The organism is Mycobacterium sp. 012931 (genome assembly GCF_000419295.1).
Classification (GTDB): Bacteria; Actinomycetota; Actinomycetes; order Mycobacteriales; family Mycobacteriaceae; genus Mycobacterium; species Mycobacterium marinum.
Genome location: NZ_AOPX01000001.1, coordinates 2,839,013 through 2,862,439 on the forward strand (window position 1 = coordinate 2,839,013; position 23,427 = coordinate 2,862,439).

The 23,427-nt window shown below is 65.7% G+C and carries 22 protein-coding genes and 3 pseudogenes; 15 read left to right on the forward strand and 10 right to left on the reverse strand.

Annotated features, from left to right (window positions below; genetic code table 11):
• Positions 1–127: 127 nt before the first annotated feature.
• On the reverse strand, positions 128–1,027 hold the full coding sequence (locus MMSP_RS12565; RefSeq protein ID WP_036426474.1) for a helix-turn-helix domain-containing protein: 900 nt from the start codon (positions 1,025–1,027) through the stop codon (positions 128–130).
• A 68-nt stretch (positions 1,028–1,095) separates the two neighbouring features.
• Between MMSP_RS12565 and MMSP_RS12570 the strand changes: the two genes are divergently transcribed.
• The gene (locus MMSP_RS12570; RefSeq protein WP_235065735.1) at positions 1,096–2,019 is read left to right on the forward strand and encodes a hypothetical protein; all 924 of its coding nucleotides are present in this window, start codon (positions 1,096–1,098) and stop codon (positions 2,017–2,019) included.
• 45 nt (positions 2,020–2,064) lie between these two features.
• Here MMSP_RS12570 and MMSP_RS12575 read toward each other — a convergent pair whose 3' ends face one another.
• Complete coding sequence (locus MMSP_RS12575) at positions 2,065–3,402, reverse strand: adenylate/guanylate cyclase domain-containing protein (protein ID WP_020786900.1); 1,338 nt, start codon at positions 3,400–3,402, stop codon at positions 2,065–2,067.
• 143 nt (positions 3,403–3,545) lie between these two features.
• Here MMSP_RS12575 and MMSP_RS12580 point away from each other — a divergent pair, with 143 nt between their 5' ends.
• From MMSP_RS12580 to MMSP_RS12620, 9 genes are all read left to right on the forward strand, one after another.
• Positions 3,546–3,908 (forward strand): VOC family protein, encoded by a 363-nt coding sequence (locus tag MMSP_RS12580; protein WP_172607291.1) that lies wholly within the window; start codon positions 3,546–3,548, stop codon positions 3,906–3,908.
• Between the two features lie 193 nt (positions 3,909–4,101).
• Positions 4,102–5,892, forward strand: coding sequence for a heavy metal translocating P-type ATPase (locus tag MMSP_RS12585; RefSeq protein ID WP_235065873.1), 1,791 nt, complete (start codon positions 4,102–4,104; stop codon positions 5,890–5,892).
• A gap of 195 nt (positions 5,893–6,087) precedes the next feature.
• On the forward strand, positions 6,088–7,089 hold the full coding sequence (locus tag MMSP_RS12590; protein ID WP_012395134.1) for a nitroreductase family protein: 1,002 nt from the start codon (positions 6,088–6,090) through the stop codon (positions 7,087–7,089).
• Between the two features lie 61 nt (positions 7,090–7,150).
• Entirely contained in the window at positions 7,151–7,732 is a 582-nt protein-coding gene (locus tag MMSP_RS12595) for a hypothetical protein (protein WP_020786902.1), read from the forward strand.
• Positions 7,733–7,817: 85 nt separating this feature from the next.
• Positions 7,818–8,954, forward strand: a complete 1,137-nt coding sequence (locus tag MMSP_RS12600) for a 4Fe-4S dicluster domain-containing protein (protein ID WP_020786903.1) — start codon at positions 7,818–7,820, stop codon at positions 8,952–8,954.
• Positions 8,947–9,804 carry an FAD/NAD(P)-binding protein gene (locus tag MMSP_RS12605; protein WP_020786904.1) on the forward strand — a complete coding sequence of 286 codons (858 nt, stop codon included), beginning with the start codon at positions 8,947–8,949 and terminating at the stop codon, positions 9,802–9,804. Before MMSP_RS12600 ends, MMSP_RS12605 begins: the two co-directional genes overlap by 8 nt.
• Entirely contained in the window at positions 9,805–10,560 is a 756-nt protein-coding gene (locus MMSP_RS12610) for an NAD-reducing hydrogenase subunit (RefSeq protein WP_020786905.1), read from the forward strand.
• Positions 10,560–11,852, forward strand: a complete 1,293-nt coding sequence (locus MMSP_RS12615; protein ID WP_020786906.1) for a Ni/Fe hydrogenase subunit alpha — start codon at positions 10,560–10,562, stop codon at positions 11,850–11,852. The genes MMSP_RS12610 and MMSP_RS12615 overlap by 1 nt, the downstream gene beginning before the upstream one ends.
• Entirely contained in the window at positions 11,849–12,322 is a 474-nt protein-coding gene (locus MMSP_RS12620) for a hydrogenase maturation protease (RefSeq protein WP_020786907.1), read from the forward strand. Before MMSP_RS12615 ends, MMSP_RS12620 begins: the two co-directional genes overlap by 4 nt.
• Positions 12,323–12,332: 10 nt before the next feature.
• Here MMSP_RS12620 and MMSP_RS12625 read toward each other — a convergent pair.
• The 8 genes and pseudogenes from MMSP_RS12625 to acsA all read right to left on the reverse strand — a co-directional run bounded on the left by MMSP_RS12625 (position 12,333) and on the right by acsA (position 20,573).
• Positions 12,333–12,752 (reverse strand): annotated as a pseudogene (locus tag MMSP_RS12625) (DUF302 domain-containing protein).
• Between the two features lie 53 nt (positions 12,753–12,805).
• Positions 12,806–14,599 carry a PE family protein gene (locus tag MMSP_RS12630; protein WP_020786910.1) on the reverse strand — a complete coding sequence of 598 codons (1,794 nt, stop codon included), beginning with the start codon at positions 14,597–14,599 and terminating at the stop codon, positions 12,806–12,808.
• A gap of 173 nt (positions 14,600–14,772) precedes the next feature.
• Entirely contained in the window at positions 14,773–15,192 is a 420-nt protein-coding gene (locus MMSP_RS12635; protein ID WP_012395125.1) for a pyridoxamine 5'-phosphate oxidase family protein, read from the reverse strand.
• A gap of 101 nt (positions 15,193–15,293) precedes the next feature.
• Positions 15,294–15,551 (reverse strand): acyl carrier protein, encoded by a 258-nt coding sequence (locus MMSP_RS12640; RefSeq protein WP_012395124.1) that lies wholly within the window; start codon positions 15,549–15,551, stop codon positions 15,294–15,296.
• A gap of 7 nt (positions 15,552–15,558) precedes the next feature.
• The gene (locus tag MMSP_RS12645; protein WP_020786911.1) at positions 15,559–16,800 is read right to left on the reverse strand and encodes a dihydrolipoamide acetyltransferase family protein; all 1,242 of its coding nucleotides are present in this window, start codon (positions 16,798–16,800) and stop codon (positions 15,559–15,561) included.
• A pseudogene (locus MMSP_RS12650) lies at positions 16,797–17,773 on the reverse strand (alpha-ketoacid dehydrogenase subunit beta). The gene MMSP_RS12645 and the pseudogene MMSP_RS12650 overlap by 4 nt, the downstream one beginning before the upstream one ends.
• Positions 17,770–18,774, reverse strand: coding sequence for a pyruvate dehydrogenase (acetyl-transferring) E1 component subunit alpha (pdhA, locus tag MMSP_RS12655; protein ID WP_036426475.1), 1,005 nt, complete (start codon positions 18,772–18,774; stop codon positions 17,770–17,772). Before pdhA ends, MMSP_RS12650 begins: the two are co-directional and overlap by 4 nt.
• Positions 18,774–20,573 (reverse strand): acetate--CoA ligase, encoded by a 1,800-nt coding sequence (gene acsA / locus MMSP_RS12660; RefSeq protein WP_036426476.1) that lies wholly within the window; start codon positions 20,571–20,573, stop codon positions 18,774–18,776. The genes pdhA and acsA overlap by 1 nt, the downstream gene beginning before the upstream one ends.
• Positions 20,574–20,891: 318 nt before the next feature.
• Here acsA and MMSP_RS12665 point away from each other — a divergent pair, with 318 nt between their 5' ends.
• From MMSP_RS12665 to MMSP_RS12680, 5 genes and pseudogenes are all read left to right on the forward strand, one after another.
• Complete coding sequence (locus tag MMSP_RS12665) at positions 20,892–21,872, forward strand: nitroreductase family protein (RefSeq protein ID WP_036426477.1); 981 nt, start codon at positions 20,892–20,894, stop codon at positions 21,870–21,872.
• Positions 21,873–22,081: 209 nt separating this feature from the next.
• Positions 22,082–22,354, forward strand: a complete 273-nt coding sequence (locus MMSP_RS12670; RefSeq protein WP_036426478.1) for a hypothetical protein — start codon at positions 22,082–22,084, stop codon at positions 22,352–22,354.
• Positions 22,355–22,480: 126 nt separating this feature from the next.
• Positions 22,481–22,657, forward strand: a complete 177-nt coding sequence (locus MMSP_RS28415; RefSeq protein WP_235065918.1) for a hypothetical protein — start codon at positions 22,481–22,483, stop codon at positions 22,655–22,657.
• A pseudogene (locus MMSP_RS12675) lies at positions 22,572–22,790 on the forward strand (pilin); the annotation flags it as partial. The gene MMSP_RS28415 and the pseudogene MMSP_RS12675, both read left to right, overlap by 86 nt.
• A gap of 195 nt (positions 22,791–22,985) precedes the next feature.
• Entirely contained in the window at positions 22,986–23,417 is a 432-nt protein-coding gene (locus MMSP_RS12680; protein ID WP_015356340.1) for an Hsp20/alpha crystallin family protein, read from the forward strand.
• The last annotated feature ends 10 nt before the right edge of the window (positions 23,418–23,427 follow it).

The window sequence follows — 23,427 nt, forward strand, 5'->3', positions numbered from 1 at the left end:
CGGGAGATTATGTCGCCTGCAAACTCCGGCCGGCGGCCAAAACAGCCAATTGGCGACGACAGAATCTGGGCGTCATCTGGGCATCGGCGAATTAGCGGACCGACGACGTCGTCTGGTGCGTGCCAGGTCACGCGCTAGGGCGCGCGCTGCGTTGCTCGATGGCGTGTGCGCTGCGGCGCAGTCTTTCGCCGAGCTTGCGAATGCCGGCGCCGTCGAGGTTGGCAAATACCGTGGCCATCACGGTCATGGTGGCCGAACCGTCGGGCCCGCGGATCGGCGCCGAGATCGTGGCGACACTGTGGGTGGCGCCGCTGGTCAGCTCCTCATCCAAGACGTCGATGATGGCCAGGTCGGCATAAGCGCGGGCCAATTGGGTGGTGATCTCATCGACCTCGCCGTCGGCGCTGAGCGCGCGCAACGCCGTGTAGACCCGAACGTACTGCCGGGTGAGCCGTTCGACGACGAAGCCGCGCCGTTGAATCTGGTTGAGTACTAATGTCATTCGCTGCAGAAACCGGGGGTTTGGCGCCCCGAATGCCCGCAGCCAGTCTTGCTGGGCATCCGGGCTCCACCAGGCGACATAGTCTCGTCCGATCGGAGCCACGAACGGTGTGCGCATACCCCGCGAGATCCGCGGTCCGCGCGGGCACTCGCCGACGGTGTCGATGACAACCAGCGTGGCGTCTTCCCGGCGGGCCAGCATCACTTGGGTGCCGGTGGCGGCGGCCAGCTCTTGCAGATCGCCTCGGTGTAACTGTGCGGTGGTCGGCGTGTCCAATCCGGCGATGGCCGGCCCCCAGCTGTAGCGAAACGTTTCGGGATCCCTGATCACCCACTCCCGCGCGGCCAGCGTGGTCAGGATGGCGTGACCGGTGGCGCGGCTGATGCCGAGGCCGCGGCAGATTTCGGCCAGCGAGAACTGCTTGGCCGAATTATGGCCGAGCAGTTCCAGCACCGCGATGACCCGCTCGGTGGGCGGGGACGAGCCTTGACTGGAAACTGAGGCTGGGTCTACGGTGTCCGTCAAAATATCGAACGGTATGTCGATATTTCGACAGACGCAAGGGCCGGTGGTGAGGGCATGAAATGCGGCAAATGGGGACGCGTCGGTGTCGCCCGGGAGCAGACGACGGGGTCGACGAGACGGGCCGGGCGATGCGGATGACCGCACTGGCCAGTCCCACCACCGACCGCTTTTTGCCCGGCGCTGGCGAAGAGCGCCGAGTCAGCTCCTCGACGTGGCGGGCGTTCGCGGTGTGGACCGCGATCTTCTGGGGCGCAACCGCGATCTTTGCGGCGCTGTTCTACCTGGGCGTGCTGGACTTCACGACCAGCACCAAAACGTCTCTTTACGGCATCAGCATCTGGCTCAACGGTTGGTTCATCCCGCTGCTGCTCCCCGGGGCGCGCAAGCGGCCGCGGATGGCGCTGTTTCACGAGTGCCTGGTGTTGTGGATGGTTTCCTACGCGATAACCAACCTGCTCTGGGAGATCCCCTGGGTGATCTTTTCGCCGTTTGTTTTCCACGACCTGCACACCCTGGGCGATATCGTCGCCTACACCCCGTGGCTGCGCGAGAACGTCCTGCACATGTACTGGTGGGACCTGGCCTCATTTGGTTCGGTTGACCTTCGTACGGTCAATCACAATCCGACGTTCTTCACCCTGGAGATCTATGCCTTCGGCAACATCGCCGGCGCGCTGGCGTTTTGGCGGCTCAACAAGAGACGCTCGCCGATGCGGTACCTGATCCCAGTCCTGGGAGCAGGAGAACCGGTGGTGGCTACCTTCATCTTCTCGTTCAGCGAAGTGTTCGGGGGCTTCAAGAACATGGCCGGCGGCGTGGCCGATACCCTGCTTGCGCTGGCGTGGACCCAATATCAGTACTTCGTTTTCCCGCTCGTCTTCGGGTGGCTGGGATGCAAACTCCTGTACGAGGATTGGCGCCGGTTGAGCGGGTCGACGGGGCCCGCGCGGGTATCCCTGAACCGGACTGGCCAGCCGGCCGGGGACGGGTGAGAGATCGTTGAGCTGGGTGCCGCCGGCGCCGCGGTCGAAGCGGTATCAGGCCGCACTGACCCGATAGATCTCGATCTGTTCGGGGAGGCCCTTGAGTTGCTGGGGGCCAAGGCTTTCGAAGGTCAGGCCGGAGCCGGCGGTCAGATCGCGCACGGTGCGGCTGGCGAACACTTCGCCGGCATCGGCCAGCGCGCCGATGCGGGCGCCGATGTGTACCGCCATGCCGCTCCACTCCTGGCCCCGTCGCTCACACTCGCCCGTATGTATTCCGGCGCGGATCGCGATGTTGAGGGCAGCAAGGGCCGGGACCAGCTGCAGGGCGCAGCGAGCCGCCTTCGTTGGTGCATCAAACAGCGCGAAAACACCGTCGCCAGTGTGCTTGGCGCGGGTGCCGCCGTAGCGCAGCAGTAGGTTGTCGACCACGCTGTCATGGCCGTTGAGCTGGTGACGCCATGCCGTATCGCCCATGGTGCTGAGCTTCTCGGTGGAACTCACGATGTCGGTGAACAGCACGGTCTTCAGCACGCGTTCGTCGGCCGGCGCACCCGACTCCCCGGTGAAGAAGTCGAGCACCTCCCGGGCCAGATCGTCGATGATGTCGAACGGAGTGTGGGGACCGGGCGGCAGGAGGCGAAACTGAGCGTTGGGAATTGCCGCCGCCAGTGCCGCCGAGGATTCCAGGGGTACGAGTTGATCACCGGGGCGCGCCAGGACCAATGTGGGAACGCGGATCGAACCCAGCACGGCACGGGCGTCGGTCGCCATGAAGGCCTGCCGCCACAGTTTCGCCATCGAAGGGCTTGACACCGACCGTTGCAGCCTGCCGAATAGCTCTCGCATTCCGGGCACCTCGGCCGCTTGACCGTAGAACAGTTCCGCCAATGCCCCTCGGCCCCAGTCATCTTCGATCGCGCAGAGCTGCGACTGCACCTCAGCGGGGGTGAATCCCCAGGGAAAGTCCGGCAGATCTTGGGAAAACCGTGCGGCGGTACCGAAGAGGCTCAGCAAGCCCACCCGGTCCGGGTAGGTTGCGGCGAACAAGATGCTCACGGCGCCGCCCTCGCTGGTACCCCAGAGTGCGGCTGGGTCGAGTCCCACCGAATCGACGATGGCACGCAGATCTTCTAGGCGCTCGTCCAGCGAGAGCAGATGCGTCGCCGGGTCCGAGAGGCCGGTCCCACGTCTATCCCACACCACCAGCCTGACCTGTTGGGAGGCGCGCTCGATGCCGGGCGCATAGGGACTGCCTGGTTCGTCGATCGTGTCGACGTTGCTGACCATCCACCCCGGCACCCAGATCACCGTCGGCCCGGACTGCCCGAACACCCGGTACGCCAGGTGCACGTCGCCATTGCGGGCGTACCGGACTCGATCGTCACTCATCCAACGATGGTGACACCACAACGGTCACCCGCGCGCGGGACTCTGGTACTTCTACGCGCCGGTTTTTGGCCGTCGCCGCGATTAGGCAAAACCGGGGCGAGATCCGGTGCGGGACGCAGCTGACACACTGAGGTGTGGCTGAAATCGACTTCACTGCGATCGCGCCGATCTTGACCGTCCGGAGTCTAGATGCGGCGCTGGCCCGGTATCGCACGTTGGGCTTCGCCGCTCGAGCCTACGAAGGTCCCGACCGGTACGGATTCGTCGACCGAGGGCAGGTGTCGATCCATCTCACCGAGTGGGCCGACCATGACCCGCTGAGCACCTCTGCCAGTGTCTACCTCTATGTCGGTGATGCCGACTCGGTCTACACGCAGTGGCAAGCGGTGGAAAACCTCGGCGGCCACTTTCATGCGCCGCACGACACGCCCTACGGATTGCGGGAGTTCGCCTACGTCGATCCTGATGGCACCTTGCATCGGGTCGGCTCACCGCTGAGCCACTGACAGGTATCGCAGCGCCACGCGCCCGAAGTCCTAAGGCCCGGGCCGGCTGGGTATTACGGCCCTAGCCCAGCACGGTCCGGGAATGATCGACTGTGCTGGCACGGCGATCTGCTCACACCTGGGCTCTCGGCGTGCTGGACTCAGAAATGGCTGGTGTCGATAGGATTTTCCGGTGGTTGGCGATACTGCGACGATGGCCCACCGGTGGATGTTGCGGGTGCGCTGGCTGATCGAACCCACCCTGGTGGTGCTCACCGTGGGTTTGTTGGTCATCGGTGGCCTCGCCTGGCTCTTCGGTGCGCGGGTGGTGGCCGACGGCTGCTGGATCACGGCCACCGTGGTGGCCGTCGTGCCGGCGCTGACCTGGGTCGTTTTGGCGTTGCGCCGGGGTCAAGTCGGCGTGGACATCATCGCGGTCCTATCGCTGGTCGGCACCCTGCTGGTCCACGAATACCTGGCCGGTGCCTTGATTGCGGTGATGCTGGCGGGCGGGCGTGCGCTCGACGCGGCCGCGCAACGCCGTGCCACCCGGGACCTGAGGTTGTTGCTGGAGCGTGCGCCGCGGTTTGCGCGGCGACGCACCGGATCCGACGTCAGCCAGATCCCGCTGGCGGAGGTGGTCGTCAACGACATCCTGGTCGTGGGCCCGAGTGAAGTGGTCCCGGTGGACGGCCGGATCGCCGATGTGGTGGCGGTACTGGACGAGTCGGCCCTGACCGGTGAGCCGCTGCAGGTCGAACGTGGTGTCGGCGAACCGGTCCGCAGTGGTGTGGTCAATGCGGGCGGCGCCTTTGAGATTCGGGCGAGCGCGACGGCGGACGAGAGCACCTACGCGGGCATCGTACGGATGGCGCAGCAGGCCGGCGCCGAGAATGCGCCGATCGTGCGGTTGGCGGACCGTTACGCGGCCTGGTTTCTGCCGATGGCGCTGGTGCTGGCCGCGGCGTCATGGCTCGCCAGCGGCTCCGCGGTGCGAGCCGTTGCCGTGCTGGTGGTCGCCACGCCATGCCCGCTGCTGCTGGCAGCACCGGTCGCGATCGTCTCCGGCCTGTCCCGCGCCTCACGCATGGGCGTGGTGATTCGCGGTGGCGGCGCACTGGAAAACCTCGGTCACGCAACGACATTGATGATGGACAAGACCGGCACGTTGACGGTGGGGCGCCCCTCGGTGGTCGACGTGGTGAGCGCACCCGGTAGCGGCGGGACCGAGCTGCTGCGCCAGGCCGCCTCGGTTGACCAGCTTTCCCCGCACGTCCTTGCCGAAGCCATCGTCACCGAGGCGCTCAATCGCGGTTTGCAGCTGTCACTGCCGGCAGACGTCGTCGAGGAGCCGGGCCGCGGTGTCAGTGCCACCATCGACGGGCGGCGCCTGACGGTCGGCAAGCTATCGGCCGACACGGCGACCGGCCCTTGGGCGCGAGCCGCGGTCAACCGCGCCCGCCTCGGCGGTGCGGCAATCGCGTGGGTCTGTGTGGACGGCGACCCCCAGGGCGCGGTGTTGCTGCGGGATCCGTTGCGCCGGCAGGCGCCACGAACCATGCACCGGTTACGCCAGGCCGGCTTCACCCGGCTGATCCTGCTCACCGGCGACCGAGCCGAGCCGACTCGGGAGGTGGCCGCCATTTTGGGCCTCGACGAGGTCTATGCCGACCAGAGCCCGGCCGACAAATTCAGCGCGGTGCGCGCCGAAACCCAACGGGCAGTGACCGTGATGGTCGGCGACGGTGTCAACGATGCTCCTGCACTGGCGGCGGCCACGGTTGGGGTGGCGATGGGAGCACGTGGGGCCACCGCGTCTTCGGAGGCCGCCGACATAGTGTTGACCACCGACCGCCTCGACCGGTTGGCCGACGCGATGGATATCGCTCGGTGGTCGCGGCGCATTGCGGTACAAAGCGCCAGCGTTGGCATGGGCCTGTCCCTGCTGGCCATGGCGATGGCCGCACTGGGCTGGTTGCCGCCCGCGGCGGGTGCGCTGCTGTAAGAAGGCATCGACGTCGCGGTGATACCCTCGCGCAGGACGATTCTTAGCGCGTTTGCGCTGTGCTGCCGTGCTGATGGCGCGTTGGCCGCTTCGACAATGGCACAAAGTCCCTCGCTGCAGGGACGCCATGCCCTCGTATGGCCGATGTGATTGCGCAATCGTTGAGGAGGACGACTTGCCGAAGGAGCAGCAATCATGAATGCGCATTTCCCGGATGCCGGCACGGTCCGAACTGTTCTCACCCTCGCCTCGCGCGCGCCCTCGGTGCACAACACCCAGCCGTGGCGTTGGCAGGTTGGGGCAACGACGCTGCATTTGTACGCCGACACGAGCCTGCAGCTGCCCAACACCGACCCGGAGGGGCGAGACCTCATCTCGAGTTGCGGCGCCGCCTTGAATCACTGCGTCATTGCGCTGGCGGCGGTCGGCTGGCATGCCAAGGTGGCTCGTCTGCCGAACCCGGCCGATCCGACTCACCTTGCCGCGCTGGAGGTGTCCCGCCACACCCCCGACCAGCTGAACATCACCCTGGCCGCAGCGATACCGAGGCGCCGAACCGATCGGCGCCACTACAGCTTCTGGCCGGTTCCGGTAAGCGATGTTGCCCTGATGGCGGCGCGGGCCGCCCGCTGCGGGGTATCGCTGCGGCAAGTCGACGCCACGGACAAGTTGAACGCGATTGTGGCGAAGTCTGTCTGGGACCACGCCGCCGATGACGAGTATCTGGCCGAACTCAACGCCTGGAGCGGGCGGCACGCCTCGGCCTCCGGTGTTCCGGCTCGCAACACGCCCGTCTCCGATCCCGCGGCGCCGCTGCCCAGCCGGCTATTCGCCGGCTCAACGTTGGCGATGCCGGCCGATGCCGCGCCCGCCGATGACAATGCGGTGATGCTGGCGTTGGGAACTCGAACCGACGACCGGCTCGCCCAGCTCCGCGCCGGCGAGGCCACCAGCGTCGTGCTACTCACCGCGACAGCGATGGGTCTGGCCAGTTGCCCGGTCACCGAACCGCTCGAGATTGCCGAAACACGCGAGTCCGTTCGGACCGATGTGTTCGGCAACAATGACTATCCGCAGATGCTGCTTCGGGTGGGATGGGCCCCGATCAACGCCGATCCACTGCCGTCGACCCCGCGACGTCCACTCGCCGAGATCGTCGAGTGGATGTCTGACCGCGAACAATGCGGCACCGAATAGCCCCCTGGTGCGGCGTACGCGGCCTCGGGCGAGCCGCACCGCGGGGACGGGGAAAGCTGTGATGGAGACGTTCAAACTGGACCCACGGGACTGGTGGATCGCTCGCATCGCCGGCCGCAACCCACTGCTTCGGCGCGCCGACCGCGTCGAAGCCTTGGTCGTGCTGATCGCGCTGGCGGCATCGCTAGTCGCAATACCGGTCGCCGCGGTGTTGGGCGCGGTCGTCTTCAACGCACGTGCTGATCAATACGCCGAGCAGGCACAGGTGCGCCACCCCGTTACAGCGGAAGTGACCGGCACGACGCGCAACCCGAACACCGAAGCCGTTGTGGTGCAAGTGCGATGGCCCGGGGCGGCCGCGCAGCACTCCGGTTCGCTGCAACGCACCAGCCCGGTCAAGGCGGGCCAGCGTATCCAAGTATGGGTGGATCGAGACGACAATCTGGTGCGGCCGCCGACACCGACTTGGCACGCCGCCGTCGACGCGGTCGGCGTGACCATGGTGATCCTGCTGAGCATGTGCGTCGTGCTGGCAGCACTGGTGGCCGCGGTCCGTACCCAGCTCGATCGAGTGCGTGACGCACAGTGGGACCGTGAGCTCGGTTGTCTGCAAGACGATGACGGCAGGACGAATCGATATTGATGAGATGGCTGGCGGGCTTCACTTCGGCTGGCACAGGCCGAAATTCAGGCGTTGTGCCCTTTGGCGTCTGTCGTGAAATAGGCTGATGAGTGTGACGATGAACAGACCCGGGACAGATTCCGGCGCCGCGTTGTTGGACATGGCCGGGCTGCGTCGCCTCGTCGAGGTGCTGATGGAGCGGCAATATCGGGTGGTCGGTCCGACCTTGCGTGACAACGCGATTGTGCTTGCCGAACTCGAGTCCGCAGACGACCTTCCGCGCGGCTGGGGTGTTGACGTGGCTCCGGGGCACTATCGGCTGCGTCGTCGCGATGACGATGCGGCCTTCGGGCACTCGGCGGGACCGCAATCCTGGAAGCAGTTCCTGCATCCGCCGCGTCAGCGGATGTGGGCCGGCACTCGAGACGGGGATGGCGCAGCCGAATCCGAGCCGGAGGCCCCGCGTTACGCATTCCTTGGCGTGCGCGGTTGTGATCTGGCGGCGATCGCGACGTTGGGCGGGGTGTTGGGTCGTTCCGACTACCCCGACAGCGCATTTGTCGGTCGCCGGCGCCAGATCTTTGTGGTAGCGGTGAACTGCGCCGAGCCCGGGGGAGTGTGCTTCTGCGCGTCGATGGGCACCGGTCCCGGCGTTGGACCCGGCTACGACCTGGCGCTCACCGAGCGTGTTGGTTCCGACGGAGTCGGTTACGTCGTTGACGTCGGCAGTCCACAGGGCGCCGACGTGCTCGCCGCGCTGCCGCATCAGTCAGCCAGCAGCGGCGACGTGGCGTCGGCGCGCGCCGATGTCGAGGCCGCCGCCGACCGGATGGGACGGCAGATGCCCGAGGTCGATCTGCGTGACCTGCTGCTGCGCTCCCGGGAGTCGCCGCAGTGGGAGGAGGTGGCCAGTCGCTGCCTGACCTGTGGCAACTGCACGATGGTCTGCCCCACCTGCTTTTGCACCAGCACCGAAGACGTCAGCGATCTCACCGGCGAACACGCCGAACGCTGGCGGCATTGGGCGTCATGTTTCGAGTTCGACTTCACCTACGTCCACGGCGGCGGCAGCGTGCGCCAATCCGGCGCGTCACGCTACCGGCATTGGCTGACCCACAAGTTGGCTACCTGGCACGACCAGTTCGGCATGTCGGGCTGTGTGGGCTGTGGGCGATGCATCGCCTGGTGCCCCACCGGCATCGACATCACCGCTGAGATGAACAAGATGGTCGACGATGACTGACGCAGCGGCCGGAGTCGCAGCGCCGCCATCAGCGATGGCGCCAGTCCCGTATCGGGTGCGCAGTCGCGTTGTGGAGAGCCCGGATTCGGCGACGCTGTACCTGGAGCCGGTCAGCGAGGCATTGCGGCGCCCGGAGCCGGGCGAATTCATGATGCTCTACGCATTCGGGGTGGGCGAGGCGGCAATCTCGATCAGTGGCGATCCCAGCGTCACAGATGGGTCGATCACCCACACGATTCGCGCGGTCGGGGCGGTCAGCCGTGCCCTGCACGATGCCGCACCGGGCAGCATCGTGGGAGTGCGGGGCCCATTCGGCACGACCTGGGGGCTTGATGAGGCGGCCGGCCGTGATCTGGTCATGGTCGCCGGCGGTGTGGGGTTGTGCCCCTTGCGTCCAGCGGTCCTGGGCGCGCTGGCGCAGCGCTCTCGCTACCGCAGGCTGACGCTGATCGTGGGCGCCCGCTCCCGGGCGGATTTCGTGTTCGCGGCCCAGCTGGAAAAGTGGGCCCAGGACCCCGATATCGAACTGCACGTCACCGTCGACGTCCCGGTTCAGGGCTGGCGCGGCGAGGTCGGTCTGGTCACCGAGCCGCTGCGCCGACTTGCCCTGGACCCCGAACACGCCACCGCATTCCTGTGCGAGCCCGAACCGATGTTGCGGTTCGGGGCCGAAGCTCTGCTGGCAAAAGGGGTAGCGGCCCAAGATATTCGGGTCTCATTGGAGCGCAACATGCAATGCGGTGTGGGGTGGTGCGGTCACTGCCAGCTGGGACCGCTGCTGTTGTGCCGGGACGGGCCCGTCGTCAGCTATGACGTCGCCGGACCGCTGCTACGAGTGAAAGAGCTTTAGATGGGCCCAACCACTTTGGCTGTGTGGAAATTCGCCTCCTGCGACGGTTGTCAGTTGACCCTGTTGGACTGCGAGGACGAGCTGCTCACGCTTGCCGATCAGGTGCAGATCGCCACATTCGCCGAGGCGTCCAGCACCATGGTGGGCGGGCCCTACGACGTTTCGCTGGTCGAGGGGTCGATCACCACCCATCACGACGAGCAACGTATCCAAGAGATTCGGGCCCAGTCCAAGCTGCTGATCACCATCGGTGCCTGCGCGACCGCCGGGGGAGTGCAGGCGCTGCGCAACTTCGCCGACGTCGCCGAGTTCACCTCGGTCGTCTACGCCAAGCCCGAATACATCGACACCCTGGCCACTTCCACGCCGATATCCGCGCACGTCAAAGTCGACTACCAGCTGCACGGCTGCCCCATTGACCGAGGGCAGCTGCTCGATATTCTCGAGGCGCTGCTGATCGGGCGTAAACCGCGGCTGCCGGCCAAGACGGTGTGCACGGAGTGCAAACTGCGCGGCGTGACGTGCGTGATTGTCGCCGAGGGTACCCCGTGCCTGGGCCCGGTCACCCACGCCGGCTGCGGTGCGCTGTGTCCCAGGCACCATCGCGGCTGCTATGGCTGCTTCGGTCCATCGGCGGCACCGCAGACCGCGACCTTGATCCCGCTGCTGCGCCGGGACGGCATGTCCGAAGACGGTGTCGACCGGGTGTTCTCGACTTTCAACGTCACCAGTTTCGCCGCGGAGCGGAGCAAGTGATGGCACCTGACAACCGGACGCTGAGCGTCGGAACGTTGACACGTGTCGAAGGCGAAGGGGCGCTCTACGTTTCGCTCAAAGATGGCGAGCTGGACCGAGTCGAGCTCAACATCTACGAGCCGCCAAGGTTTTTCGAAGCGTTCCTGCGCGGCCGCGCGCACACCGAGCCGCCCGACTTGACCGCGCGGATCTGCGGCATCTGTCCGGTCGCCTACCAGGTCAGTGCCTGCAATGCGCTCGAAGGTGCCTGCGGTGTCGAGCTGGACGCGGACCTGATAGAGCTGCGCCGGTTGCTGTACTGCGGCGAATGGATACACAGCCACGTCCTGCACATCTGCTTGTTACACGCACCGGACTTTCTGGGCTATCCCGACGCGATCGCCTTCGCCCGAGACGAACGTGAGATCGTCGAGCGCGGGTTACGCCTGAAGAAGGCCGGTAACCAGCTGATGGAGTTCGTGGGCGGGCGGGCGATCCACCCGATCAATGTTCGGCTGGGCGGATTCTATTCCGTCCCAACTCGATCGGACTTCGCGCCGATGGCTGAGCAGTTGCGCCGCGCTCTGGACGACGCGCTGGCCGCCGTGGAGTGGGTGGCCGGGTTCGAGTTCCCCGACCTCGAGTTCGACCATGAGTTCCTGGCGCTCACTACGCCCGACCGCTACCCGATCGAGAACGGCACCATCGCGCGCAGTGCCGGACCGGTCTTTCCGGTGGCCGAATTCACCGACCACGTCGTGGAGCTGCAGGTGCCCCATTCAACCGCCCTGCATGCCACATTGGACGGCGGCTGCCATGTGACCGGTCCGCTGGCCCGCTACGCGCTGAACTCGTCGTTACTCACCCCGATAGCCGCGCAGGCCGCCGCCCGGGCCGGACTTTCCGTCCAGTGCCGAAATCCATTCCGCAGCATCATCGTTCGTGCCGTGGAAGTGGTGTACGCGATAGAAGAGGCGCTGCGGATCATCGAGAACTACCAGCGGCCGGCGCGACCGTTCGTCGAGGTGCCGGCTCGGGCCGGGGTGGGCCATGGCGTCAGCGAGGCGCCACGGGGACTGCTCTACCACCGCTACCGTATCGACGATGCCGGATTGGTGTCGGCGGCCACCATCGTTCCGCCCACCTCGCAGAATCAGGCGGCCATCGAGGCCGACCTGGCCCGGGTGGTTTCGGAGAACCTCGCTCTTGACGACGAGGTGCTCACCACCATGTGTGAACGTGCGATCCGCAACTATGATCCGTGCATCTCGTGCTCGACACACTTCCTGACACTCACCCTCGAGCGTGGATGAACGCAGCTGTCGTCGTCATCGGGCTCGGCAATCGCTACCGGCGTGACGACGGTGTCGGGGTGGCCGCCGCCACGGCGTTGCGGGAGCTGGCGTTGTCGGGCGTTCGTGTGGTGACCGACCTCGCGGATCCGATTAGTCTGCTCGAAGCGTGGTCGGGTGCCGGGCTGGCCGTGCTGATCGATGCCGCGGTCGCGACGCCAGCAACACCGGGCCGGGTGCGTCGCTGTGCCCTGGGCGACCTGGCGGCCGGATCCAGCGGGGTGAGTTCGCACCGGGCCGACGTAGCCAAGGCATACGCACTGGGACAAGCCTTGGACCGGGTGCCCGAACGGCTGGTCATCATCACCGTCGACGTCGCCGACATCGGCCACGGCGTTGGTTTGACGCCACAGGTCTTGGATGCCATTCCGGTGGTGGTCGGCCTGGCCGTCGATGAAATCGGTCGCCCGCGGCCACGCGCCGAAGTGTAGCGGACGTCGATCAGGCCGGCGCGGCCGCTTCGGTGGCGGCCAGCAAGGCGATGGCGGCGACTAGCTTCTGGGTCGCCTCATCGGCGATCGAGATGAGCGCCGCCTCGCCCGTCACCGCGAGCAGCATGCCCGGATTCACCGCCTCGACCAGCACGTCGCCCGGGCGGTCCGGGTCGGCGCGAACCAAGACGTTGCAGGGCAGCAGCAGCCCGATCTCGTGGTCGGCTTCGATGGCCCGGTGCGCCAGGTCCGGGTCACAGGCGCCGAGGATCAGATAGTCCTCCATCTGCGCGCCGAGTTTGGCTTACAGCGTCGCCTTGACATCGATCTCGGTGAGCACCCCAAGCCCTTGGGCGGCCAGAGCCGCCCGGGTGCGTGCCACCGCGTCATCGAACGGGGCCGTCAACCTTGTCGATAACGCGAGGCCCATGGTGATTCCTTCCGTAGCTGACCCCGACGGTGAGGTGCCGGGCGGTGTGTCGCTCATGGTGCTAACTCGGTTGGCGCCCGAGCCGACCACCGCGTCCGTAGCGACGAGCTAGAGCTATCTGAGCATCGACGCACACCGTATGGGAGGGTCCGAAGTCCCTTTCTCGCAGAGACATTCGTCGTGAGAGGCAGGTATGGGACCGGCCGGGCCGAACGCACCGGAATTGGGAATGGCCGCCGACCCATTACTCGGGTGCAATCGCCTCGGCGACGCGTTGGGGTATCACGTTCAGCAGGGTAGGAACGACACCCGCAACTTGCATATCGGGGATCGTGATGTCGAGCGGGGCGGGACTCCCCGTGCCCGGAAGTTCGATTGTCGCGGTGATCGGTTGCGGCTGGGCCAGCACTCCGCCGAAGGGCATCCGGACCAGGACCGGCGTGTTGGCGCCGACGACGATGGGAGGCGTCAGGGGCGTCAACGGGATAGTCACCGTCTCGCTCACCGGCACCCTTAGCTCCACGACGGTTTCGCCGTTGAGGAAACCGTCCAACACGTAGGCGGGCATATCGAGCAAGGCGCCGACAGCCCCCACACCGTTTCCCGTGGCCACCGCTCCGCCGGAGCACCGTCAGGCCCGTTGCAAACCCATCGAGCGTGGCGATCGGCGGGCCGATTGCGGCCAAGGCGATCGAGTTGACGACCGTGCTGGTGGCGTTGAAGCTGTTCTGCACCATTTGCGTGAGAATGGCGCCCGGCGGAAGCAGGTCGATCAGGTCCTGCTGCATCTGCGCAGGCAGTGACATCAGCGGGAGTAGCTCTCCCGCTGGGCCCTCGACGGTGATCTGCGAGAGGTTGTTGATGTTGACTCCGCTGAGGAAAAGATCCACCGCGGCTCGCGGGACGTAGTCCACCGCGTCGTTGTAGTCGCCCGCCATCACCGCTTGGTTGGCCTTGTCGACGTCGCCGAAAAAGTTGGGCAAAGTCTGCGGCAGCTCCGCGCCCGCGTTCTGCAGCGCGTCCACAACTACCTGGCCGTAGCCAACTTGCTTGCCGAGGTATCCCTGCAGCTCCGCCGGGAAATTCACGGCGTCGGCGACGGCGAGTCCGATGTTCGCCGGCAGGTTCGCCACAGTTGCGGGGAGGTCTTGCGCGGCGGCCGCGAGTCCGCCGCCTATCGTCCGGGCGTATTCGGCTTGGTTTGCGATCACCTGCTGCGCGGCCGGGAACGGATGGGCAGCCCAGTCGCTATAGATGGTCTGCAGATTGGCGCAGGTATTGGCGAACAGGGTTTGCCATGGCCCCTCGGCAACGGCAGGCGAACCGGTTGTCGGAGCGAACGGGCCAAACCCGAACAGCCCGGGCAACAGGGAGCCGCCGCCGAGAACAGATATGGCGGCACCAATCTCTGGCGGGGCGCCCGGGAGAAGTTCTCCCACCGAGATTGCACCGGTGATCGGGCCCAACTCGGTGTTGCCCGCACTCAACTCGGCGAGGAAGGCGCCGCCGGGCGCCGCGGCCGCCGGAGCCGGCGAGTTCGCCGGGTTCGCCTGGCCCAGCCGGGCGTTGGCGAACTCGGTGTCGAGGTATGCGGCCGCGCCGCCGCGCAAGAGGCTGACAAATTCGTCGTGAAATGCTGCCGCCCGCGCACTGAACGTCTGAAATTGCTTGCCGTAGGTACCGAAGAACTCCGAGATAGCGATCGACACATCATCAGAGGCCGCGGCGGCGACGGTAGTTGTGGGACCGGCCCCGGCAGCCGTCGCATCCTCGATCTTCGAGCCGATACCCGCCAAATGCCCGGCTGCGTTGCTCAACGCGTCGGGTTCGGCGACTACCAGCGACACTGCCATCCCCCCCCGGTTCGACGTACGGCCCCGTGCGGCCCATCTTCACAGGCGAGCACGTCAGCCGTATCCGAAATCTGTCGTTTTCAGGGCAGATCTAACCCAGATCTAACAAACTCGCCGTGCTGGCGCCGGCGATCACGAGTCGGCGCCGGCGCCAGCTGGCGGTTGGTTTATTCCTGGCCCGGTGGACCGAACTGGAACCGCCGACCTGTCACCGCGTCCGGCAGAATCCGCACATAGTGGGTTTTCTCCGTTGCCGTCCACGTCAACAGGTGAGCGCTCTCGGCCTCCGCGATCTCCTCGTCGGTGCGCATCGAACGGGCCCTGCCCTCGACGATGACGCTCCAGCCCTCGCTGGAGGTGTGATCGTCAACTTCGAACAGGACTTTGTGGTTTATCGCCGTGCTGACCAACTTGGTGCCCTCGGCCGTGCGGAACAGCACGGTGCGGCGCTGGACGACGAAGTTCACCGGGAAGATCTGCGGCCGCCCGTCGACGCTGGTAACCAGCCGTCCTAACGTGACGCTTTTCATCAGGTCCCAGCATTCGTGCACGGGCAGGATGGTGATCCCATCACCGGCTCCCGACATCAGCCAACCCCTCTCCTTTGGTAGGTCACAAGCATGATGCTATTGAAGTCGGCGGCGCGCATCGCCGGCCCAAGGTCCTACCGGGCAGGGACCAATGTCGTTCAAGCGGTTTTGGACGCGTGTGTCTCGACGTAGGTCACGACATCGTTGAGGGTGCGCAGGGTCGCGTAGTCGGATTCGGGGATGTCCACGTGCATCCGTTTGTGGATACCGAGTAGAAAGTTCAGCCAATCCATCGAGTCAAGATCGACCTGATCGCGCAGCAGCACATCGTCACAGATGTCATCGGCGTCGACCTCGGGCGCGATGGTCGTCAATACCGACAGGACCACGGCGCGGGTGTCTTGTTGTGTCGTCATGTGCCCATCACTTCTCTAGCAGGTCGGGCTGCTGAAGCAGCTCGTTGATCGCGGCCAGAAATAGGGCGCCACGGTGTACATCGCTGGCCCGGTGGTCTGCGGCGAGGGTGCCCTCCACGGTGGTGACAACGCGAATCCCGCCGTCGATGACGCACACTCGTTGGGCCGGTTTCCCGAACCCGACAATGGCCACCTGCGGCGGGTAGATCACGCCGAAGACGGTGTCGACGCCCTGGTCGCCAAGGTTGGTGACCGTGATGGTCGGGTCCGACATCTCCGAACTGCGCAGCGAACCGGCGCGTGCCCGCGCGACGAGGTCGGTGAGGTCACCCATCAATTCGTCGAGCTTCTTGTCGGCGACGTCGTGGATGGCCGGGGCGACCAGCCCACCCCCGCGAAGTGATATCCCGACCCCGACATGCACGCCGGTGGCGGCCTGGAACCCATCGTCGCGCCAGAAGCCGTTGAACTCGCCGAAGCGTTGGGCGGCCAGTCCGACGGCCTTGAGCAGCAAGACGGCCGGCAGCACCCGCTCGGTGATTGAGCGTTGCGCATTTCGGGTGGTCAGCCAGTTCAGTGACTTCTCCATCAGGATTTCGTCGGCGAGATAGTAGTGCGGGATCTCCCGCTTCGACCGGCTCATCGCCGCGGCGATGGATTTGCGCATTTGCGCGGCACGCTCGGCGATCTTGTTCTGGGCCGTGGATTTGGCCCCGATGGATTTGGCGGACGTGCTCGCAGCCGTGGCCGCGGGCCGCTTGGCAGGTACGGCGCTGGCGGCGGCGTGCTCGACGTCGCTGATCGTGACCGCCCCTTGGGGGCCGGTGCCGCTGACCGCGTCGAGATCGACATGCAGGGATTGGGCCAGCCGGCGGGCGGCGGGGGAGACCCAGCGCCGGTGGCGCGGCGCCGCGGTGGCGCCGTGGGCGGGCGCCGGTGCCGATGCGGCTACCGTGGGGGCGGGTTTGGCGCGCTTGCGGGGTCGCTGGCGCGGCGACTTCTGCGGACTGGCTCCCGGCTCCAGCAGGGTGGCCAGTACCGTTCCGACTTCGACAGTATCGCCGACGGGGACGACCAGCTCATCGACCGTGCCCTCCTGCCAGCACTCGATCTCCACGGCGGCCTTGGTCGTCTCGACGATCGCCACGATCTGTCCGCGGCTTACCTTGTCACCCGGCTTGACCAGCCATTCGTTCAGCGTGCCCTCGTCCATGTCGGAGCCCAGGGCGGGCATTTTGAACTCGATCATGACTGGTCACCGAACAGCGCTTGGACCGCGGCAATGATCTTGTCGGGTTGGGGCAGCGCCGCCTGCTCCAAGTGTTTGGCATAGGGGATGGGGACCTCCACACTGCACACCCGCGAAACCGGTGCATCCAGGTCATAGAAGGCGCCCTCCATGATTTGCGCGGAGATCTCGCCGGCCAAACTTCCACTGCGCCAAGCTTCGTCGATCACCACCGCTCGATGCGTCTTGCGGACGGACTCCAGGATCGTGTCGGTATCCAATGGACGCAACACCCGCAGATCGACGACCTCACACTCGATTCCGTTCAGCGACAACTCGTTTGCCGCGTCCAGCGCCTTGGCCAGGCAGCCGCCGTAGGCGATCAAGGTGACGTCGGTACCGCTGCGGCGCACCGCCGCCTTACAGATGTCGGTCGGCTTGAGCACATCGATATCGGCGGAGGTGTTGTACAGCTGTACGTGCTCGAAGATGATCACCGGATCCGGGTCAGCCAGCGCGGGGGCGAGCATTCCGTAGGCATCCTCGACCGTGGCGGGGGCGAGGACCTTGATCCCCGGGACGTGGGCATACCAGGGCTCCAGGCTGTGTGAGTGCTGCGCCGCCAGCTGACGTCCGGCGCCGGTCGCCATTCGCACCACGATCGGTACCGAGAACTGCCCGCCGGACATGTGTCGCAGGGCGGCCGCGGTGTTGACGATCTGGTCGAGGGCCAACAGGCTGAAATGACTGTCATCACTTCCACGATGGGACGTAACCCGTTGAGTGCCGCGCCGATTCCGATGCCGACGAAGCCCAGCTCGGACAGCGGTGTGTCGCGCACCCGCTCGGGTCCGAACTCCTCGAGCAAGCCCTTGGATGCGGCGTAGGTGCCCCCGTAGCGGCCGACGTCCTCGCCCATCAGCACCACCCGCGGGTCGTTGCTCAACGCGTCGTGCAAGCCATCGTGGACAGCGGTTCGGTAGGTGGTCTTCATCGCGCCGGCTCCCAGATCGATTCCGCGGTCGCATCGCAGCTATCGGGCGGAGTCAGCACGTCGCGTTCGAGATCCGATGCGTCCTCCCATGTTCCGGCATCGGCGAAGGCAACCGCCGTAGCGATCTCGTCGGCCGCCGACCCTTCGATGTCGCGCACGTCGTCATCGGTCAGCGTGCCGCTGTTCAGACACTGTTCGGTGAACAGCCGGATCGGGTCGCGCTCGCGCCATCGCTGCACTTCCGCCTTGTCCCGGTACAGCTCGGGGTCGAACATCGAATGGGCCCGGAATCGGTAGGTACGGAACTCGATGAAGAACGGTCCGCCGGTGCTGCGGATGTGGTCGACACCCTGCTGGGTAGCGCTCATGCAGGCCGCTACGTCCATCCCGTCGACCGCCAGCGTCGCAACGTTGTACGACGCCGCCTTGACCGTGAGGTCGGTCTGCGACTGGGCTCGATGCAATGCGGTGCCCATGGCGTACAGGTTGTTCTCGCATAGGAACAGCACCGGCAACTTCCACAGTGCCGCCATGTTCAGTGACTCGTGAAACGCGCCTTCGGCGACGGCTCCATCACCGAAGTAGCATGCCGTGACCCGATTTCGCTTCAGCATGGAGTCGGCGAGCGAGATGCCGACCGCCAGTGGCAGGCCTCCGGCGACAATGGCGTTGCCGCCGTAGAATCGCCGGGCCTGGTCGAACAGATGCATCGACCCGCCGCGACCTCGCGAGCAGCCCTCCTGCTTGCCGAACATCTCGGCCATGATCGAGGTCATCGGAATACCGCGCAGCAGCGCGTGCGCGTGCTCGCGATATGTCGCCACCACCGCGTCGTCCTCGGCAAGCACTCGCAGAGATCCGGCGGCTACCGCCTCTTCTCCGACGTAGAGATGCAGAAATCCGCGGATCTTGGCTGCGCTGTAGAGTTCCGCGCACTTCTCTTCCATCCGGCGCACCCGCACCATGTCCGACAGCAGCTCGCGCGCCAGCTTCGCATCCATCACAGTGGCACTCCTTGGGGCTTGGGTTCGGGAAATCCCACGACGGTGGATGTGTCCCCCTCGGGGAGACCGAGTTCGCGGGCTTTGAGCAGCCGCCGCATGATCTTGCCGCTGCTGGTGTGGGGCAGTGCGTCGGCGAACTCTATTTCTTTGGGCGCCACGGCCGCTCCGAGGTGTTTGCGGGCGTGCCCCAGCAGCTCCAGCCGCAGGTCGTCATCGGCGGTAAAGCCGTCCTTGAGTACCACAAATGCTTTGATGATTGCGCCGACGGTCGGATCGGGCTTGCCGATGACCGCCGCCTCGGCCACCGCCGGATGATCGGTCAGCGCGCTCTCCACCTCGAACGGGCCGATGAGGTGGCCGGCGGATTTGATCACGTCATCCTTGCGGCCGACGAACCAGAAGTAGCCATCGGCGTCCTTCTTGGCCAGATCTCCGGTGAGGTACAGCCCGTCGCTGAAGCACTTTCGATATCGGTCCTCGGCGTGTAGATAGCCGCGGAACATCGAGGGCCAGCCCGGCTCGAGGGCTAGCTCACCTTCTTCGTCGGGATCATCGATCACCGAGGTGGTGCCATCGTCGTTGTGGCGCAGGATATATGCGTCCACCCCGGGCAGCGGCCTGCCCATCGAGCCAGGTTTGATGTCGAAGGCCGGCGTGTTGGCGATCATGATGCCGCCAGTCTCGGTCTGCCACCAGTTGTCGTGAATCGGCAGGCCCAGCACCCGCTTTCCCCACCACACCGCTTCGGGATCCAGGGGTTCGCCCACGCTTGCGATGAAACGCAAGTGGGGGAAGCAATACTGTGCTGCCAATTCGGCGCCCGCTTTGATCAGCATCCGGATCCCGGTCGGGGCGGTGTACCAAACCGACACATTCTGGTCTTGCAGGATCCGGTACCAGCGCTCGGCGTCGAACTCGGCCTGGTCGACGATGGACGTCACGCCGTGCAATAGCGGACTGATGATGCCGTAGGACGTTCCGGTGACCCAGCCGGGATCTGCTGTGCACCAATAGATGTCGTCGGGGTGTAGGTCGAGTGCATACAGGCCGGTGATGTAGTGCATAGTGACCGCGCCGTGCACATGTATGGCGCCCTTCGGTGTTCCGGTGGTGCCACTGGTGAAGTGCAGCAGGGCCGGGTCGTCGGCGGTGGTGGGTTCCGCCGGCGCGTTGTCGTCCGCGGCTGCCATCAGCTCCCAGAGGCTGAGCGTGCCGGGCAGCTGATCGCCCGAGCTCTGAGCGTCCACCACCAAAATGTGGCGCACCGACGTGAGTCGTTCGCGGATCTTGGCGATCTTGCGCCGGTAGATCGCCGCCGTGGTCACCAGCACATCGGCTTGCCCGATCTCCACTCTGGTGGCGATCGGCTCCGGGCCGAATGCCGAGAACAGGGGCGAAACCACGCTGCCGTTGCGCAGCGCGCCCAGCATCGTTATGTACAGCTCGGGGATGCGGCCCATGATGGTGAACACGCGGTCACCCTTGTTGACGCCGAGCCCGCGTAGCACCGCGGTGAATTTCCGGACCAGCCGGCCCAATTCCGCATAGCTGACGTCCTGAGTGGGGGACTGGTCCTCCCGGCTTTGGTCGGTGACAAACCGCAGGGCGGTACGGGTCGCGATCGGACCAGCGCAGTGCCGATCCACCGCCGCGAAGGCGATGTTGCACTTGTCGTCTCCCATGCCTTCGCACAATGCCGGCACATCGGTCCACCGGAATTGTGCCCGCGCCCGCTGGTAGTCGGAGAGGTTGGGGGCGACACGAGAGTCGTGGGCAGTCTTGTGAATAACGTCCATGGGTGGTCCTAGCGGCGGGGGCCAGCGACTTTTCGTGCCGGATGCTCACGGCGGCAGGTTTTTGCCATGGCCGTTTCCTTTGGTTGCTGACGCGCCTCCATCGTTTTCCCGGGATGGTGTGCGGCAATAGAGAAGAAAGTCATCTATGTCAGCGGTCGCCCGTCCCGCCACGCAAGTGGCAACCTGGTGAACGCGAGTTGGTGCTCCTGGGAGCCCGGCGAGTCTCCCGGGGCCCTATGTCGTCGCGGCGGGGGCCAAAGGCCCTTGCGTCGGATGTTCTGATGCCCGATGGTCGAAGATGGGAGGCAGGTGAGTGCGATGACCGAGACGATGGTTGACACCGAGGTGATTGCCAGGGCTGTCGAGCTGGCAAGCCGCGCTCCATCGCTGCACAACAGTCAGCCCTGGCGATGGGTGGCTGCCAGCGGCGCCGTCGACTTGTTTCTCGACCCGCATCGGATGGTGACGTCGGCCGATGATTCGGGCCGCGAAGCGGTGATCAGCTGCGGCGCGCTGCTCGATCACTTCCAGGTCGCGATGGCCGCCGCCGGCTGGGACAGCAACGTCGACCTGTTTCCCAACCCCAACAATCCTGACCATCTGGCTTCGATCGACTTCGCGGCGATCGACGAGATTGCCCAGGCCCGGCGTGAGCGGGCCGAGGCGATATCGCGGCGCCGGACTGACCGCCGTCCATTCCGGGCGCCAGGCGACTGGGAGTCGTTCGAGCCCGTACTGCGCAGTTCGGTGGACACCGAAACGGTCACGCTGGCGGTGTTGGCCGAAGACGCGCGGCCCCGGCTGGCGGAGGCGTCTCGGCTCACCGAGGCGCTGCGCCGCTACGACGACGCCTACCATCATGAATTGGCCTGGTGGACGGCACCTTCCAGGGAGTCTGAGGGGATACCCCAGAGCGCCCTGGCGTCTGGAACAGCGGCCCGGGAAGTAGCGGTGAACCGTTCGTTCCCGGTCGACTGGCGTAGCGAGAGCAGTTCTGCGGGCCGGCATGACCACGCCACGATCGTTGTGTTGTCGACGCCGGGCGACAGCCGCGCGGATGCGCTCAACTGCGGCGCGGCACTATCAGCGGTCCTGTTGGAGTGCACCCTGGCGGGGCTGGCCACTTGCCCGGTCACCCACCTCACGGAGATGGACGCCGGCCGTGCCACCGTTCGCGAACTCACCGGTGGTCAAGCCGAGCCACAGGTATTGGTTCGGGTCGGCATTGCGCCAACGGGTGCCGCCCCGGAGTTGACGCCGCGGCGGCCGCTGCGCGATGTATTGGAGATCCGCCGCTAGCGCCAGGTTGTGGCTCGGGCAGGTGGCGCTATTTGGCCGCTGCAATTTGCCGGTGGGCTCTTTCGCGGGTACCGGCCGGCGGCTACCGTGGAATTACCAGATTTGCTTCTCGCATAGGTGACTTACGGCCCTATGCGGTGCGTGAAGGGCACCGAATCATGGGGTCACCCTGGTGACTCAACCAGTGCCGTGCGTACATAGGTAAGGAAATGGAAGTGGTTTCTGCGCTGGGCGGTCCGCCGTTATTGACAGACTCTGATGTCGATGCCATAGCCTGCCGATTCGTGAGGTCGCCCTATGCCGACAACACGATGTATCGCGAATGGCCGTTAGATCGGCGCATTGAGGGCTTTTTGCGGCGTGAGGGGCTGGTCCGCCTCGCAGAGGACGGCGATGCGTACGATCTCATTCTCGGCCGTGTCATGGCCTACATCAGTGCGGTGCCGCGCCCAGCTGTGGAACTGCGAACATCGGAGCGCTAGCCGGTGATCACCGGGGGCTGCTCGGGTCGGGCGGTGTCCGCCGGCAGACACCGACTCTTAGCACATTCGCCGACATCCCAGACCAATTTCAGCCAACTGCCAGGCAACTTGAATAGGGTTCCTGCTGTGCATCGGTTCATACGTCTGGCTGTCCTGGTTGTCGCGGGCATCATCGCCGCCGTGCTCGCTATGGCGGACTTCGGGCTTATCGCCAACGCCGGCCCCCACCTACTACTGGTGCCCGGGCCAGCCTTTCGATCCGACTTGGGGGCCCAACTGGGATCCGACGACCTGCCACGATGATGTTCACCGGGATGTCGATGGCGCCGACCACAGTCGTGACTTCGTGCCCGGCGACCTTCCCGTCGATGAACAGCCGTGGCTGGACGAGCCGGCGCCTCCCGCGCCGCCCGCCGCGGGTGGTGGCGGCGCTTAAACCGGTTGTTGCGGCCGACCGGCCGAGGTTGCCGGCTGCCCCGTCGGTCGTGGTGCCCGTGTGATCTGAGCCCACCCATTGCGGCGATCCCCAGAAAGCCGCGCCAGTCGGGGACTTCCGTCCCTATTGGCGGCCGGCATTTGGTGGTCGGATGGACAGTGGTCAACACGGTGATTTCGAGATCGAGGAGAAATCATGGGCACCCTTTCCGTTCAGCGCCCCGCAAGGTCGCTTTTCCCGGAGTTTTCCGAGTTGTTCGCGGCTTTCCCGTCTTTCGCCGGGCTCCGTCCTGCCTTTGATTCGCGGCTGATGAAGCTCGAGGACGAGATGAAGGGCGACCGCTACGAACTACGCGCAGAAATCCCTGGTGTCGACCCCGAAAAAGACATTGAGATCACGGTGCTCGACGGGCAGCTGACCATCAAGGCCGAGCGCAGTGAGAAGAAAGAGTTCAACGGGCGATCAGAATTCTGCTACGGCTCGTTCATCCGGACCGTGCCGCTACCGTCCGGCGTCACCGAAGACGGCATTGAGGCCTCCTACGACAAGGGAATTCTCACCGTCTCGGTTCCCGTCGCGGAGGCGAAGCCGGCCGAGCGCCGGGTACGGGTCCAGTCCGTCAACTGACACGACCGCG

Coding starts and splice junctions, on each gene's coding strand:
- MMSP_RS12570 (WP_235065735.1), top strand. CDS start 1,096: ATGGGGACGCGTCGGTGTCGCCCGGGAGCAGACGACGGGGTCGACGAG.
- MMSP_RS12575 (WP_020786900.1), bottom strand. CDS start 3,402: ATGAGTGACGATCGAGTCCGGTACGCCCGCAATGGCGACGTGCACCTG.
- MMSP_RS12585 (WP_235065873.1), top strand. CDS start 4,102: ATGGCCCACCGGTGGATGTTGCGGGTGCGCTGGCTGATCGAACCCACC.
- MMSP_RS12590 (WP_012395134.1), top strand. CDS start 6,088: ATGAATGCGCATTTCCCGGATGCCGGCACGGTCCGAACTGTTCTCACC.
- MMSP_RS12595 (WP_020786902.1), top strand. CDS start 7,151: ATGGAGACGTTCAAACTGGACCCACGGGACTGGTGGATCGCTCGCATC.
- MMSP_RS12600 (WP_020786903.1), top strand. CDS start 7,818: ATGAGTGTGACGATGAACAGACCCGGGACAGATTCCGGCGCCGCGTTG.
- MMSP_RS12605 (WP_020786904.1), top strand. CDS start 8,947: ATGACTGACGCAGCGGCCGGAGTCGCAGCGCCGCCATCAGCGATGGCG.
- MMSP_RS12610 (WP_020786905.1), top strand. CDS start 9,805: ATGGGCCCAACCACTTTGGCTGTGTGGAAATTCGCCTCCTGCGACGGT.
- MMSP_RS12615 (WP_020786906.1), top strand. CDS start 10,560: ATGGCACCTGACAACCGGACGCTGAGCGTCGGAACGTTGACACGTGTC.
- MMSP_RS12620 (WP_020786907.1), top strand. CDS start 11,849: ATGAACGCAGCTGTCGTCGTCATCGGGCTCGGCAATCGCTACCGGCGT.
- MMSP_RS12635 (WP_012395125.1), bottom strand. CDS start 15,192: ATGTCGGGAGCCGGTGATGGGATCACCATCCTGCCCGTGCACGAATGC.
- MMSP_RS12640 (WP_012395124.1), bottom strand. CDS start 15,551: ATGACGACACAACAAGACACCCGCGCCGTGGTCCTGTCGGTATTGACG.
- MMSP_RS12645 (WP_020786911.1), bottom strand. CDS start 16,800: ATGATCGAGTTCAAAATGCCCGCCCTGGGCTCCGACATGGACGAGGGC.
- pdhA (WP_036426475.1), bottom strand. CDS start 18,774: ATGGATGCGAAGCTGGCGCGCGAGCTGCTGTCGGACATGGTGCGGGTG.
- acsA (WP_036426476.1), bottom strand. CDS start 20,573: ATGGACGTTATTCACAAGACTGCCCACGACTCTCGTGTCGCCCCCAAC.
- MMSP_RS12665 (WP_036426477.1), top strand. CDS start 20,892: ATGACCGAGACGATGGTTGACACCGAGGTGATTGCCAGGGCTGTCGAG.
- MMSP_RS12670 (WP_036426478.1), top strand. CDS start 22,082: ATGGAAGTGGTTTCTGCGCTGGGCGGTCCGCCGTTATTGACAGACTCT.
- MMSP_RS12680 (WP_015356340.1), top strand. CDS start 22,986: ATGGGCACCCTTTCCGTTCAGCGCCCCGCAAGGTCGCTTTTCCCGGAG.